Annotated in this window: 10 protein-coding genes; 6 read left to right on the top strand and 4 right to left on the bottom strand. The window is 71.9% G+C overall.

Annotated elements, in window-relative coordinates:
* Positions 1–110 precede the first annotated feature (110 nt).
* A complete protein-coding gene (locus tag QOZ89_RS02350) occupies positions 111–2,024 on the bottom strand; it encodes a phospho-sugar mutase (RefSeq protein ID WP_071052726.1) in 1,914 nt (637 codons plus the stop codon).
* 151 nt (positions 2,025–2,175) lie between these two features.
* On the opposite strand from QOZ89_RS02350, the gene QOZ89_RS02345 reads away from it, so the two are divergent.
* Positions 2,176–2,970 carry an SDR family NAD(P)-dependent oxidoreductase gene (locus tag QOZ89_RS02345; protein WP_241842247.1) on the top strand — a complete coding sequence of 265 codons (795 nt, stop codon included), beginning with the start codon at positions 2,176–2,178 and terminating at the stop codon, positions 2,968–2,970.
* Positions 2,971–3,202: 232 nt separating this feature from the next.
* On the opposite strand, the gene QOZ89_RS02340 is transcribed toward QOZ89_RS02345, so the two are convergent.
* A complete protein-coding gene (locus QOZ89_RS02340) occupies positions 3,203–4,030 on the bottom strand; it encodes a purine-nucleoside phosphorylase (protein ID WP_071052758.1) in 828 nt (275 codons plus the stop codon).
* Between the two features lie 594 nt (positions 4,031–4,624).
* Positions 4,625–6,211: an alkaline phosphatase D family protein gene (locus QOZ89_RS02335; protein WP_071052724.1), complete on the bottom strand. Its 1,587-nt coding sequence runs from the start codon at positions 6,209–6,211 to the stop codon at positions 4,625–4,627.
* A gap of 252 nt (positions 6,212–6,463) precedes the next feature.
* On the opposite strand from QOZ89_RS02335, the gene QOZ89_RS02330 reads away from it, so the two are divergent.
* From QOZ89_RS02330 to QOZ89_RS02315, 4 genes are all read left to right on the top strand, one after another.
* The gene (locus tag QOZ89_RS02330) at positions 6,464–6,880 is read left to right on the top strand and encodes a hypothetical protein (protein ID WP_312622868.1); all 417 of its coding nucleotides are present in this window, start codon (positions 6,464–6,466) and stop codon (positions 6,878–6,880) included.
* A gap of 238 nt (positions 6,881–7,118) precedes the next feature.
* A complete protein-coding gene (gene aspS / locus QOZ89_RS02325) occupies positions 7,119–8,945 on the top strand; it encodes an aspartate--tRNA ligase (protein ID WP_312622867.1) in 1,827 nt (608 codons plus the stop codon).
* 625 nt (positions 8,946–9,570) lie between these two features.
* Complete coding sequence (locus QOZ89_RS02320) at positions 9,571–10,731, top strand: glutamate--cysteine ligase (RefSeq protein ID WP_071052721.1); 1,161 nt, start codon at positions 9,571–9,573, stop codon at positions 10,729–10,731.
* Between the two features lie 80 nt (positions 10,732–10,811).
* On the top strand, positions 10,812–12,221 hold the full coding sequence (locus QOZ89_RS02315) for an amidohydrolase (protein ID WP_397428661.1): 1,410 nt from the start codon (positions 10,812–10,814) through the stop codon (positions 12,219–12,221).
* 406 nt (positions 12,222–12,627) lie between these two features.
* On the opposite strand, the gene QOZ89_RS02310 is transcribed toward QOZ89_RS02315, so the two are convergent.
* Positions 12,628–14,076 carry an NAD(P)H-quinone dehydrogenase gene (locus tag QOZ89_RS02310; protein WP_071052720.1) on the bottom strand — a complete coding sequence of 483 codons (1,449 nt, stop codon included), beginning with the start codon at positions 14,074–14,076 and terminating at the stop codon, positions 12,628–12,630.
* A 558-nt stretch (positions 14,077–14,634) separates the two neighbouring features.
* Here QOZ89_RS02310 and QOZ89_RS02305 point away from each other — a divergent pair.
* Positions 14,635–15,075: a gamma-glutamylcyclotransferase family protein gene (locus QOZ89_RS02305; RefSeq protein ID WP_071052719.1), complete on the top strand. Its 441-nt coding sequence runs from the start codon at positions 14,635–14,637 to the stop codon at positions 15,073–15,075.
* The last annotated feature ends 205 nt before the right edge of the window (positions 15,076–15,280 follow it).

Below are 15,280 nucleotides of genomic sequence, written 5' to 3'. Positions count from 1 at the left end.
GCGCCAGGGCGCCCTCCCGGCCTGGTTCCGGGGCTGAGGTGTACGGCCGGGGCTGGCGTGGGGCGGGGTCCAAAGCTGGGTCGCGTTGGCGGTGCGCCAATGCGCTGTCGCTAGTGGTGGCTAGGTTGCGTTGGCGCCTCACCAGAACGGGGGCTCTTGACGGTTGTGTCTAGCAGTGTCCGGGCCCAGGCGGTCAGGCGGGCGAGGTGGGCGGCGGCCGCGGTGCGCGCGTCGGCGAGGCTCCCCGGCTCGCTACCGACCCGCTCGGTGGTCTCGAGGTAGATCTTGATCTTGGGCTCGGTGCCGCTGGGACGCAGGACGGCGCGCGCGCCGTCGGCGAGGCTGAGGACCAGGACGTCGGACGTGGGCAGGCCGTCCCGCACCGGAGCCAGCAGGTCGCGGACGGCCAGGACGGGCAGGCCCGCGACCTGGCTAGGCGGGGACTCGCGGAAGCGGCGCAGGAGCGCGGTGCTCGCGGCGAGGCCGGGCATGGGGATCGAGACCTGGGTGGTGGCGACGACGCCCAGCTCGTGGGCGAGGTCGTCGAGGCGGTCGAGCAGAGTGCGGCCGCGGGCGCGCTCGGCGGCGGCCATGCGCGCGACGGCGACGGCGGCGGTGATGCCGTCCTTGTCACGGACCAGATCGGGGCGGACGGCGTAGCCGAGAGCTTCCTCGTAGCCGAAGACCAGGCCAGGGTCCGCCCGCATGATCCATTTGAAGCCGGTGAGAGTCTCGGTGTAGGGGACGCCTCGGCGGGCCGCGAGCATCCGCGGCGCCGTGGAGCTGACGACGGTGGCCGCGAGCGGGCCTGGGCTGTGGCGCAGCATCTCGTCGGCGAGCAGCAGGCCAAGCTCGTCACCCGTGAGAACCCTTGGATCCCGGCCGACGGCCACGGCCAGGCGGTCCGCGTCCGGGTCGTGGGCGAGGACGACGTCCGCCCCGATGCGCCGGCCCAGCGCGAGCACGTGATCCATCGCGCCCGGCTCCTCGGGGTTCGGGAACCGGGCCGTCGGGAAGTCCGGATCGGGCTCGGCCTGTTCGGCGACGGCGGCCGGCTCGGGCAGGCCGGCCGCCGCGAACACCCGCCGGAGAACGTCGTGCCCGACCCCGTGCAGGGGGGTGTAGGCGATCCGGAGGCCCGCGGCGGCCGCGCCCGCCCGGCTCGGTGGGAGCGTCGGCGTCACCTCCGCCAGCGTGGCCGCCGCGGCGGTGACGTAGGCGGCCACGATCCCGTCGTCGAGCCGGGTCCAGGTGTCCGCGAGCGGGACCGCCGCGGCGGGCGGGGCGGCGGCGATCGCGGCCTCGATCTGCCCGTCCGCGGGCGAGACGAGCTGGGCGCCGCGGCCTGGGTCGCCGGGCGGAGCGCCGAGATAGACCTTGTAGCCGTTGTCGGTCGCCGGGTTGTGGCTGGCGGTGACCATGACGCCGGCGTCCGCGTCGAGATGGCGGACGGCGAACGCGAGCACCGGCGTCGGCAGCGGCCCCGGCAGGAGCAGCGCCCGCAGTCCCGCGCCCGCGAACACCCGCGCACTGTCCACCGCGAACGCGTCGCTGCGGTGGCGCGCGTCGAACCCGATGACCACGGTCCTCGGCCCGGCCGCCGAGCCGTCGGCCCCCTCGCGCGTGCCACCACGCGAAAGCGCCGGCTCGTCGGCCCGGCCCGCGCTCCCCGCGAGCCAGGCGGCGAGGCCGGCGGCGGCGCGGCGGACGACGGCGGTGTTCATCCCGTTGGGACCGGCGCGCAGCGGGCCGCGCAGCCCAGCCGTCCCGAACCGCAGGGGCCCGGCGAACCGGTCCGCGAGCTCTGCCCGAACCGTCGCCGAGGCCCCGTTCCGGCCGGCCTCGTCCGCACCCGCCGCGGCGTCGGCATGGGTGTCGGCCGCCGCCGCCCACAGCAGTGCCTCGATCTCGGCGCGGTCCGCCGGGTCAGGGTCGCCGGCGAGCCAAGCCCGCGCCGCCGCGATCAGCGACTCGGGCAGGGAACCGGGCTCCGAACGTGCCGCGCTGTTCTCCACGGTCCCCATGCTGCCGGCTGGGTCCGCCGGGCGGTCGCGACGGTCGTCCGGACAGTCGGCTGACCGATGGCCTGGCCGCTTCCGCGAGCCTACGGTGCCCCCACGCGCGGATCCGCGTGCCAGAACGTATCGACGCAGCGTCAGGGGAGACATCGTGGACATGGGACTGCGGGGCAGAACCGCCGTCGTCACCGGCGCGAGCCGCGGGATCGGCCTCGCCGTGGCGCGGGCACTGGTGGCCGAGGGCGCGATGGTCGTGGCGGGGTCGCGGGCGTCGTCCGCGCAGCTTGACGAGCTGGTGGCGGGCGGCCAGGCCGAGTCGGTGCTGGTGGACCTCGCCGGCCCGAAGGGCCCGGCGGAGCTGGTCGCGCGCGCGGCCGAGGTGGCCGAGCGGGCCGGCGGGCGGATCGACGTTCTCGTCAACAACGTCGGCGGGGCGCCGCCGCGGCTCGACGGGTTCCTCGCCGTCACAGACGAGCAGTGGCTCGACTCGATCAACCTGAACCTGATGGCGGCGGTCCGGATGACCCGCGCGGTGCTGCCGCACATGCTCGCCGCCGGGCGCGGCTCGATCGTGACGGTCAGCTCGGTCAACGCCTTCCTGCCCGACCCGGCGGTGATCGACTACAGCGCGGCGAAGGGCGCGCTCACGAACTTCTCGAAGTCCCTGTCCAAGGAGGTCGCCGCCCACGGGATCAGGGTCAACACCGTCAGCCCCGGCCCGGTGGCCACTGACCTGTGGCTCGGTTCCGACGGGGTCGCCGCGCGCATCGGGCGCAAGAACGGTGTCGCGGCGAAGGACGTGGCTGCCGGGGCGGCGGCCGACGCGGCGACGGGCAGGTTCAGCCGGCCCGACGAGGTCGCCGATCTGGTCGTCCTGCTCGCCGGCGAGCGCGCCGGCAACGTCACCGGCGCCGACATCACCATCGACGGCGGCCTGATCAAAACCCTGTGACGACTCGCCCGGTCCGACGACCCGACGACGCGGCGGCGGCCCGAGAAGACCTCGTGAGAGTTGATCGGGACGGCGCAGACAATCCCACCGGATCATGGGCCGGCTCATGATCCGGTGGGATTTTCGGGGCAGAACTCCGAGGATTCCACCAGATCACCGGCGGCCTCCCGCGCCGCCGGCCGCCGGTGACCTTCCATCGCCACACGTGGCCCGGCCAGGCCGGCACTGATCGCTAGAGGCGGGAGACGACCTCGGCGAGGAGGGCGCCCATGCGGGTGGCCGCGGCCTCGCCGGCGGCGAGGACCTCGAGGTGGTCGAGCGGTTCGCCGGTCATGCCGGCGGCGAGGTTGGTAACCAGGGAGATCGCGAGAACCTCGGCGCCGGCGTTGCGGGCGGCGATCGTCTCGTGCACGGTCGACATGCCGACGAGGTCGGCGCCCAGCGTGCGCAGCATCCGGATCTCGGCCGGGGTTTCGAAGTGCGGGCCGGGAAGCGCGGCGTACACCCCCTCGGCGAGCGTCGGTTCGACCTCACGGGCGAGTGACCGCAGCCGGGGCGCGTAGGCGTCGGTGAGGTCGGTGAACGCCGGGCCGACGAGCGGCGAGCGGCCGGTCAGGTTCAGGTGATCGCTGACGAGCACCGGCTGGCCGACGTGCATGTCGGCGCGCAGGCCGCCGGCCGCGTTGGTGAGCACCACCGTGCCGACACCCGCCGCGCAGGCCGTGCGCACGCCGTGGACGACGTGGGCGAGGTCGTGGCCCTCGTAGGCGTGCACCCGGCCGAGGAACAGCAGCAACCGGCGGCCGTTCACCTCGACGGAGCGGACAGCGGCGCCGTGCCCCGGCACGGTCGTCTCCGGGAAGCCACCAAGCTCGGTGAACGGCACCTCGGCGAGCACCCGGCCCTTGGCCGCGAGGGTGTCGGCGGCGGGCTTCCAGCCCGACCCGAGCACCACCGCCACGTCGTGCCGGTCGGCCCCGGTGGCCGCGGCGAGGCGGGCGGCGGAGGCGGTGGCGTCGGGTCTGGCCGTTGCCGTCCCGGCTGATGAAGGTGCGGGGATGTTCCTGCTCGCGCCCTCGGAGGCCGAATGGTCAGCATTGCCGGCAAGCTGCGTCACGGGCCCGACTGTACGGCGTGACCGCGGCCGCGCAGGCGACGCCGTCTACTGGCGCGACAGGTCGCCTCAGGCCATAGGCGTTATGTAAAACACAGAGGGTGACGCTGGGGACACCGCTGAAATGGCCGCTGACGGCCGGTCAAGGGCGGCTGGACTGATCCCCTGGGTCCGACCGACCGCACCCCGAGGCACCGCCCCGCCGAGGTCTTACCTGACGGCCGAACTGTGGTGTCTCAGCCTGTCTATAGACATGGTCATCTGACACACATCCGAAGGCGATCGGTGAAGCGTGTCAGCTGGCCCTGCCAATAGGCAGGCCCAGCTGCCACGGATCGACCTTCAGAGGCCGTGGACGGGACCGCTTGGCCGGCCAGGCGTCGCGGATTGCCGTGGCGAGCCTCGGCGGAGAGCACGGGCAGGTAAGTACCTGGTGGCGGCGGCCTCGTTGCCGCCGCCACCAGGAGTCAGGGCGATACGCGGCGCCGTGGCGCGTTGGGCGGTACCGCGTGACGCGCCACGACACCCCGTCAGGAGCGGCTATCTGGCGGCCGGCAGCTGGTTCGACCAGAGGACGGTGCCGGCAGCGTCCCGCAGCTCGACGGTAAGCGCCCGCGACCAGCCGTCGATCGCGACACGCCCGAAGAACTGGTACCCGGCCGACGGCGGCAGGTTCGACTGACCGGCCGGCGGCACCTTCTGGAACACGATCTCCGGCCCGAACGTCCCGTCTGTGCCGTTGGGCCCGAAGGTCCCGGCGTTGGCAGGCCCGGCGACGAACTCCCAGAACGGGTCGAAATCCTTGAACGCGGCGCGGTCCGGCGTGTAGTGCAGGGCCGCCGTGTAGTGCACGTCGGCGGTCAGCAACACGGTGTTGCGCACCTTGTTGTGCTTGATCGACGAAAGGATGCGGGCGAACTCGACCTCGCGGCCGAGCGGGACGCCGTTGTCGCCCTGCGCGACGCCCTCGATGGCGGCGCCGTCGGGGACGACGATGCCGAGCGGCAGGTCGTTGGCGATGATTTTCCAGGTGGCTCTGCTGCGCCCGAGCTCCCTGATCAGCCAGTCGGTCTGCTCCTTGCCGAGGATCGCGGCGCCGGCAGGGTCGTTCTGGCCGACGTTGTTCGGGTTCTTGTGGCTGCGCATGTCGAGCAGGAACACGTCGAGCAACGGGCCGTAGGAGATCTTCCGGTAGATCCGGCCGGCCCGGTCGGGCGAGGCGCCCGAGATCGGGGCGTACTCGCCGAATGCCTGCCGAGCGCGCGCGGACAGAACATCGACCCGCTTCTCGGTGTAGTTCGCGTCGGTGAGGATCTGGCCCGGGTACCAGTTGTTGTGGGTCTCGTGGTCGTCCCACTGGTACAACCAGGAGATCTCCTGGTTGAAGGCCTTGAAGTTCGCGTCCAGCAGGTTGTAGCGGAAGGCGCCGCGGAACTCGTCCAGCGTCTCGCAGACCTTCTCCTTGCCCGGCGCGACGACGTTGTACCAGGTGCTGCCGTCGGCGAGCGGGACGGTTTCCTTGAGCGGGCCGTCGGCGTAGATGGTGTCGCCCGACCAGAGCCCGAAGTCCGGCCGGAGCCCGCGCATCGTCTCGTAGATCGTCATGCCGCCGAGGTGGGGGTTGATACCCCAGCCCTGGCCGCACATGTCGCCGGACCACACGAAGGAGACGTCGCGCGGCTTGTCGGGGGCCGTGCGCAGCCTGCCGACCGTCGTCTCGCCGACGCGGGACGGATCGTCGGCCGACGCGAGCAGCACCCGGTAGTAGACCTCACTGCCGGATGGAAGGCCGTTGACCTCGACCATGCCGGTGAAGTCGGTGGCGCTCGTCAGTTTCTTGACGCCGGCGCGCCGGGCGTGCCGGAAGTCCGCCGAGGTGGACACTTCGACGATCATCTGGGCGGCCCGGTCGGCGCGTGCCCAGATGGCCCCGCTCCTCGTGGTCACGTCCGCCGACTGCACACCGGAGGTGAACGACGGCAGGCCACCGAGGTTCGTCCCGCCGGCCCAGGCCGGCGCGCTCGACAGCACACCCGTGCCCGCGGCCGCCCCGGCCGCGGTCAGGACGACGCCACCCCGGAGGAGATCTCGTCGGCTCATGGCGGGAATGTTGGGCAGCTGCGGCATCGCAGTTCCTTTCGGTCCGGTATGGCTCGCGTTCAGCCGTTCTGGGTCCCCCAGCCCGTCCCCGTACTCCTCCTCGACAGGCTTGTAGACCTGCCTGACGGCGGACGGTCCTGACCTGGGCCAACCGGTGAACGTTCGCTACCGTTCGCGGGCCCCTGTGGACCGCCCAGGTGGTGCCGCCGCTGACCGACCCTGACGCGCCCGCCACGCGGACAGCGGGGGCGCCCGCCACGCGGACAGCGGGGACAGCACGTGCCGGCCAGGGGGGAGCAGACTGGCGACGTGGCCATCCCGCGTCGCTCACTCCCACCCGACGTGCCCCTGGAGCCTGGGGAGTTCACCGAGGTGGTGCTGCGCGGCCGGCTCACCGACCCGGCCGGCGGCGGCCGGATCACCGCCAAGGCCGAGCGGTTCATCGGCCACCGGCTCGGCATGTCCCGCTGGATCCTGCTGACCAGCCGCCGGCTGCTCGTCGTCGCGCCGTTCCCACGTGAGGGGGACTGGTTCGACATCGTCTGGGACCGCCGCGAAGTGATCGCCGCCCAGGGCGTCAAGCACGGCGACGTGATCCGCGTCCAGCTCACCACCCCCGCCGGCCCCCAGGTCCTGCGCGTCCCCGCGAAGATCCGCTCCGAGGCTGCCCGGTTCATCAAGGCGCTCAGACGCTAGCCACCTGGCGAACTCCGGTCGTCGGTGCGCGGCGCGTGTGGCCAACTGCGGTGCGCCGGCCGGCCGGTAGGGTCATGACTATCTAGATAGTGGTGGGCCGCCTGTCTGGATAGCGGCAGTCGGCCGACGAGTCCATATGCGGAACCGAGCCTCGCGTGACGGCTGGCAGGAATGTCCGAGGGCGGCCGCGGTGCATTTGGTATGTCCGTAGATCGACGGTGGACAGGACGGCAGGGCGATGGTGACGGCAGACGGGCACGGCGAGCCGGGGACGCCGCGGGTGCGGCAGACCGCGATGCGTACGCATCGGTGCGGGGACCTTCGGCTGGCTGATGCCGGGGAGACCGTGACGGTGTGCGGATGGGTGGCCCACCGGCGCCAGCATGGGCAGTCGCTGCAGTTCCTGGACCTGCGGGACTACTCGGGCGTCGTGCAGTGCGTCGTCGACGGCACGGTCGACGTGCGGTCGGAGTACGTGCTGAAGATCACCGGCACGGTCACGGAACGGCCAGAGGGCACCGTCAACCCGCAGCTCGCGACCGGTGGGGTCGAGCTGCGTGACTGCAAGGTCGAGGTGCTCTCGGTCGCGAAGCCGCCGCCGTTCCCGCTGGACGACCGGGCGGACAACGTCGACGAGTCGACCCGGCTCGCCTACCGCTACCTGGACCTGCGCCGCGAGCGGATGCAGCGCAACCTGCGGATCCGCTCGGCGGCGCTGTCGGCGATCCGCGCGGCGCTCGCCCCGCTGGGGTTCGCCGAGGTCGAGACGCCGCTGCTGATGCCGTCGACGCCGGAGGGCGCGCGCGAGTTCATCGTCCCCTCCCGGCAGTTCCCGGGGAGCTTCTACGCGCTGCCGCAGTCGCCGCAGCTGTTCAAGCAGCTGCTGATGGTCGGCGGGATGGACCGCTACTTCCAGTTCGCCCGCTGCCTGCGCGACGAGGACCTGCGCGCCGACCGGCAGTACGAGTTCACCCAGCTCGACCTGGAGATGAGCTTCGTCGACCAGCAGGACGTGCTCGACGTCGTCACCGCGGCCGTGCTGGCCGCGACCGAGGCGGCCGCCCGCGTCCCGGTGCCCCCGGTCGTGACGATGACCTGGCACGAGGCGATGGACCGCTACGGCGTCGACAAGCCGGACCTGCGGTTCGGCATGGAGCTGGTCGAGCTCACCTCCGTCTTCGCCGGCAGCGGCTTCAAGGCGTTCGCGGGCGCCGGCGCCGTGAAGGGCATCCGGGTGCCGGGCGGGTCGGCGACGCACAACCGCAAGGCGCTGGACACCCTGACCGACACGGCGAAGAAGCTCGGGGCCAAGGGCCTGGTCTGGATGCGGGTCGGCGCCGGCGGCGCGCTGGAGTCGCCGGTGGCGAAGTTCCTCTCGCCCGAGGAGCTGGCCGGGATCGTCGCGGGGACCGAGGCGGCCGAGGGCGACCTGTTGCTGCTCGTCGCCGACGAGTGGATGACGGCCTGCGAGGTGCTCGGCCAGCTGCGCAACCAGCTGGGGCGCCCGCCGGCCGGCGAGGGCGGCTTCCGCTACGTCTGGGTGGTCGACTTCCCGCTGTTCGTCGGCATCGACAAGGAGACAGGGCGGCCCAAGCCGGGGCACCACCCGTTCACCCGGCCGCACCCGGACGACGTCGACAAGATGGAGAGCGACCCGCTGGAGGTCCGCAGCCGCGCCTACGACCTGGTCCTCAACGGCTGGGAGCTCGGCTCCGGCTCGATCCGGATCCACGAGCCGGACCTGCAGCAGCGGATCTTCGGCCTGTTGGGGATCACTCCGGAGGAGGCGAACGCCCGGTTCGGGTTCTTCCTGACCCCGTTCGGGTACGGCGCCCCGCCGCACGGCGGCTTCGCCTTCGGCATCGACCGGCTGGTGGCGATCCTCGCCGGTGAGGACAACATCCGCGAGGTCATCGCGTTCCCCAAGACGCAGTCCGGTCTCGACCCGATGACCGGCGCCCCGACCTCGGTGGACGAGCGCCAGCTGCGCGAGCTGGGCGTCCGTGTGGTGGACGCTCCGCGCCCGCCTGTGGCGGACGCTCCGCGCCCGCCTGTCGGGCGCTGAGCGCCCTCTCCGCGTGATTCGGGGCTGAGGCATATGGCGGTGGTTGGCCTGGTTCGGGGCGCCGAGGTGGTTGCGTTGGCGCTGCGCTGATGCGCCGTCACCAGCGATGGATGGGCTGCACGAACGGATCGCCAGTACAACGTCACACCCACATCGCGGCTTGGCAGTGGCCCTGGGATGCCTGCCGGACGCTCCGCGCCGGGGTGCGCACGGCCTGTTTCGGTGAATTAGTCCCGAAACGAGGCTGGGGCGACTTACCGTTACCTCATCGGGGGTGATGTCTGACCGCTGTTGTGCATATCGACGGGTCAAGCGGGTAATTCGCCGGCAGCCGGGCCGGCCGGACCGACCTCGTCTGTCCGTCGGCGCGTCCGCAGGGGTCCCTGATGACCCGCGTCAGCAGGTCATCAGGGGTGCGTGGCCCGCGGTGGGGGCATCGCCTCGACGAGGCCCCCACCGGGCACAGCTCTCCCGTCGCGGCGTGATGCCACCGACGCGCCATGACCGCCTACCTGTCCTGAAGCCCCCACGTCGTTAGGAGATCCCGGACGCGCAGCGACCCGCGTGATCGCGTGATCGCGTCGTCTCGGTTCCCACGCCGACCGCTGACACAGGAGGAGGCAGGGTGCACATTCCCTTCTCGTCGTCGCCGCGCACCAGCCTTGGCATCGAGTGGGAGCTGGAACTGGTCGATCTCCGGACCCGCCAGCTACGCGGCGCCTCGACCGAGATCCTCGAGGAGCTCGCGGCCAAGGTCGGCGAGGAGGACGCGGCCAAGGCCAAGCACGAGCTCTTCGAGTCGACGATCGAGGTCATTACGGGTGTCTGCGATTCGGTGCCGCAGGCGCTCGCCGACCTGACCGGGACCATCGACGTGGTGCGCGGCCTGGCGGAAAGACGCGGTATCGGGTTGATGTGCAGCGGCACGCATCCGATTAGCGAGTACACCGCGCAGGAAATCAGCTCGAACGAGCGCTACTACCGACTCGTCGACCAGATGCAGTGGCTGTCACGCCGGCTGCTGATCTTCGGCGTGCACGTCCACGTCGGTGTTCGATCGAAGGAGAAGGCGTTCCCGATCGTCAACGCGCTCATGAGCTACATCCCGCACTTCCTGGCGCTGTCGGCGTCGTCGCCATATTGGCTCGGGCGGGACACCGGTCTTGCCTCCAGCCGGTCGAAGGTCTTCGAGAGCCTGCCGACGGCCGGGCTGCCCTACCAGCTGGCGGACTGGTCGCAGTTCGAGCGGTTCATGGAGACTCTCGTCGCCTCCGGAACGATCGAAACGATCCGCGAGGTGTGGTGGGACATCCGCCCGCACCCGAACTTCGGCACCGTCGAGCTGCGGATCTGTGACGGACTGCCGACACTGCAGGAGGTGGGTGCGGTCGCCGCGCTCGCCCAGTGCCTCGTCGACCGGATGAACAACCAGCTCGACCGTGGCTACACGCTCCCAGTGCCGCGTCGCTGGGTCGTCCAGGAGAACAAGTGGCGGGCCGCCCGTTATGGGCTGGACGCGGAGATCCTGGTGGACGACCGCGGCACCACCCGTCCGGTCCGGGCGGAGCTGACCGACCTGGTCGACGACCTGCTGCCGGTCGCCCGCCGCCTCGGCTGCGCCGCCGAGCTTGAGGCCGTGCCGGAAATCATGGCGACCGGGGCGAGCTACCAGCGGCAACGCGCCGTCGCCCGGCGGGCCGGCGGCGACCTTAGCCGGGTCGTCGATACTCTGCTAGAGGAGATGAACACCGGCCGTCCCCTACAGCTGGACAGGTCGGCTGGCTGACCTTCGGGCAGTTCCTGGCGAGTGCGCCGGTGTTTGTTCAACGGACAAGCCGGTGCAGCCGGGGGAAGGTCTTTTTCGGGATGTCGGACAACGTGAGTGCGATGCCGATGGCGCCGGCCGACGCGATGTCGGCTGACGCACCGTCGGGGGACGCGGAGCCCGCCGATTCGACGGCGAGAACCGTGCAGGCAGCCTGGCAGGCGCGCGCGCGGGGCGAGGGCGCCGCGGACGTCACCGGATTCGTCCGGGACTGGTTCGCCCGGCACGAGGACGAGCTCATCGCCTTCCGCCGCGACCTGCACATGCATCCCGAGCTTGGCCGCCAGGAGCACCGCACGGCCGAGCGGATCACCGAGCGGCTGACCGCGGCGGGCCTGGTCCCCCAGCGGCTTACCGACATCCCGGGCATCTGGTGCGACATCGCCACCGGCGGCCCGGGCGACGCGAGCCGGGCCTCCCGGATCGGCCCCGATCCGGGCGGGACCCCGGGCGAAGGCCCGGTCGTGATGCTGCGTGCCGACATGGACGCGCTGCCGCTGCAGGACGCCAAGGACGTCCCCTACGCGTCCACCGTCCCCGGTGTCTGCCACGCCTGCGGGCACGACGTCCACACGACCGTGGTGCTCGGGGCGGGCCTAGCGCTCGCCGAGTACGCCCGGACCCACCCACTGGCGGGCACCGTGCGGCTGGTGTTCCAGCCGGCCGAGGAGACGATGCCGGGCGGCGCCCTGGAGGTCATCGACGCGGGCGTCCTCAAACCGGTCGACGCGGCGCTCACCGTGCACTGCGACCCGGCCCTCGACGTCGGCACCGTCGGCCTGCGGCCCGGCCCGATCACGTCGGCCGCCGACCTCGTCGAGATCATGCTGGCCGGCCCCGGCGGCCACACCTCCCGCCCGCAGAACACCGTCGACCTCGTCTATGCCATGGGAGCGCTGATCACCCAGCTGCCGGCGGCGCTGAACCGGCGGATCGACCCACGGTCCGGGTTCGCGCTGGTCTGGGGCCAGGTGCAGGCCGGCTCGGTGGCGAACGCCATCCCGCGTGCCGGGCAGCTGCGCGGCACCGTGCGCACCCTGTCCCGCGACACCTGGGAGACGGCCCCCGAGCTGGTCGAGGAGCTCGCCCACCAGATCGCCGCGCCGTTCGGCGCGGACATCGTCGTCGACTACCGCCGGGGCGTGCCGCCGGTCGTGAACACCGCGGACATGGTCGACGTCCTCGACGCCGCCGTGTCCGAGACGTTCGGGCACGACGCCGCGACGACCGTCGCCCAGTCGCTCGGCGGCGAGGACTTCGGCTGGTACCTCACCTACGTTCCCGGTGCCCTGGCCAGGCTTGGCACCCGCACTCCCGGCGGCCCGACCTACGACCTGCACCAGGGCGACTACGCCGTCGACGAGCGCGCGATCGGCGTCGGCGTCCGCCTCCTGGCCGGCGCCGCCGTAGAGGCCTTCACCCGGATTCAGGGGTCGGTGTTGGGGAGCTAGGCATAGCCCCGTGGATTATCCGTTGGGGCGGATCGAATCCACGGGGACCCCTACGTGCTGGCACGGTAGCCGGGTTCCGTGGTCGCCTAGTACGCGAAGCCGTCCCGGCCGTCTTGGTCGCGCCGGCCACCTCGGCTTGCCAGGCCTGACCGCCGGTCTTACCGCCGGGTCTGAACGGACTGGTGCCTGCCATGATCCGGTGGAATCTTCGGCGCCCAGGCCCCAAAATCCCACCAGATCATGGATGAAGGTCTCCGCGGGCGCGGCCTACTGGCGCGGGCCGGTGGCGAGGCGGCCGGCCGGCGTCCCAGCCGGATCGCGAAGCCGGGGTCCCTGCCGGATCGCGGAGCGATCTGGGAGGTCTGCTGGGAGGTCTGGGGCGCGAAGCGTCTGCCGCGGGACGGCCTCACAGGGTGTCGTCGAACGCCGCGAACAGGTCCTCGGAGCGCATCATCCGGGCGACCTCGGTGATCGAGCCGGACAGCGACGGGTAGATCGAGAAGGTGTTCGCCAACTGCTCGGCGGTCAGGCCGTTGGAGACGGCGAGCGAGATCGACAGGATCAGCTCGGAGGCCCGCGGGGCGACCACGACCCCGCCGAGCACGCTGCCGCTGCCCGGCCGGCAGAACAGCTTCACGAACCCGTCGGCGATGCCGAGCATCTTCGCCCGCGGGTTGCGGGCCAGCGGCAGCGTGACGACCTCGGCGGCGATCGTGCCCGAGTCCTTCATGCGCTGGGTGACGCCGACGGTGGCGATCTCCGGATCGGTGAAGATGTTCGACGACACGGTGCCCAGCCGCAGCGGCGTCACCGCCTCGCCGAGCGCGTGCCGCATGGCGATCCGGCCCTGCATCGCGGCGACGGAGGCCAGTGGCAGGACGCCGGTACAGTCGCCCGCCGCGTACACCCCGGGCACCGAGGTCCGTGACATCCGGTCGACCACCACATGCCCGCCGGAGCCGAGCCGGACCCCGACCTCGGTCAGCCCGATGGTCTTGGTGCGCGGTACCGATCCGACCGCCATCAGCGCGTGCGAACCGGTCACCGTCCGTCCGTCGGTCAGCTCGACGAGCACGCCGTCGCCGATCCTGCGGACGGAGGCGGCCCGGGAGCGGTTCAGCACCTCGATGCCGCGGCGGCGGAACACGTCCTCGATGACCATGGCGGCGTCCGGGTCCTCGCCGGGCAGCACCCGCTCCCGGGACGAGACCAGCGTCACCGCCGAGCCGAGCGCCCGGTAGGCGCTGGCGAACTCGGCGCCGGTGACGCCGGAACCGATCACGATGAGGTGCTCGGGAATCTCCGGGAGCTCGTAGAGCTGCTGCCAGGTCAGGATCCGCTCGCCGTCGGGCTCTGCCGTCGGCAGGATGCGCGGGGTCGCGCCGGTGGCGATGAGCACCACGTCGCCGATGAAGCTGTCACCGGTGTCCGTCTCGACCGCCGTAGGCCCGACGATCCGGCCCTTCGCGCGGATGACGTCCACCTTCTCGCGCTTGAGCCGGGTCTCGATGTCACGTGACTGCGCCTGCGCCAGCTCGATCACCCGGCTGTTGACGCGCTTCGCCTCGAACGTGAGCACCTCGGGCGGGGTGAGGTGCGGCCCCTCGCCCTCCCAGCTGGCGGGCCGAGGAGTCGGCATTCCCCTGCGGGAGAGCCCGAGTGCTGGTGCCGCCGCGACGGACGTCATGGTCTCCGACGTGGCGATCAGGGTCTTGGACGGCACGCAGTCCGTGAGTACGCAGGCACCGCCGACCCCGTCCGAGTCGACCAGCGTGACGGTTGCGCCCAGCGATGCCGCGACCAGAGCCGCCTCATACCCGCCGGGCCCCCCGCCGAGGATGACGATCCGGCTCACGGTCCCCTCCTTGCTGCTCCTGGTCCCTGCCACGCGCTTCCTGCCCTGTCGAGTCTTGTGCCCATGCCATCGTGGCCGCTCGCCGCGCCCGGCGTCCGGGCGGCCGCCTGGACGCCGCGGGCACTACCGGTTGACGGCCGGCCGTCCAGTTGTCCATCCTGCCTGCCGCTCTGCCCGCATCCGCCATCGAGCCGGGTCCGGTGACCGGGCACCGACACCCGAACCGCGCCCGCACGTCCCTCGGACGCGGGACCACCGAGGAGCGGACGACGACCGCTCGGCGAGCGGTCCGCGAGCGCCAGGTGAACGGAACGTGAGTGGTCTCGCCTGTCTCGCGCCTGGTGCTCGACTCGCCCATTCCCCGGCAGGGCCATGCTTAGCCGGTGTGGTCAGGCTCTACGGAAAGGCCCGTGTGATCAAGGGGGTCATCGGTCGCATAATGGCGAGGCGAACCGGCCCAGCCGTCACGCGCATTGGCGGTGCTCACGCCGTGCGCAACCGGCCTTGCACCGGCCCCCGCGCCATCCAGGCTCGGGCCATGGGATGAGAGACGCCGACATGAACCTGTACGCAGCGTATGCCAGCAATCTTGACCCGGCGAAGATGAAGGAGCACGCTCCCCACTCGCCGGTGACCGGGACCGGCTGGCTCAGCGGCTGGCGGCTCACCTTTGGCGGGGAGAACTTCGGCTGGGACGGCGCGCTCGCGACGATCGTGCCGTACCCGGCGGGGCGGGTGTATGTGATGCTCTACGACATCGACCGCTACGACCTGGAGCGGCTCGACGTCTGGGAAGGCGCTGACACCGGCCTGTACACCCGCATCCGGGTACGCCTTTCCACGCTCGACGGTGACGTGCTGGCCTGGACCTACGTGCTGGACGCCTACGAGGGCGGCCTGCCCTCCGCCCGCCACCTGGCCGGGATCGCCGACGGAGCTGAGAAGGCCGGCGCCCCCAGCGACTACGTAGCCGACCTGCGCGCCCGCCCGACGGCGTAAGGCCAGATGACTGGCGGGCTGGCGACCAGTCAGCGTGACCCGCTCACGTGTGGTGACGGCGCCTTAGGCGCAGCGCCAGCGCAACCACGTCCTCGATCTGCGCGCCCGCTCGACGGCGTAAGGCCAGATGGCTGGCGGGCTGGCGACCAGTCAGCGTGACCCGCTCACGTGTGTGGTGACGGCGCCTTAGGCGCAGCGCCAGCGC

This window comes from Pseudofrankia coriaricola (assembly GCF_032027725.1).
Lineage (GTDB): Bacteria > Actinomycetota > Actinomycetes > Frankiales > Frankiaceae > Pseudofrankia.
Note: the sequence above shows the minus strand (reverse complement) of the source record. Positions and strands in the feature narration are given on the sequence as shown.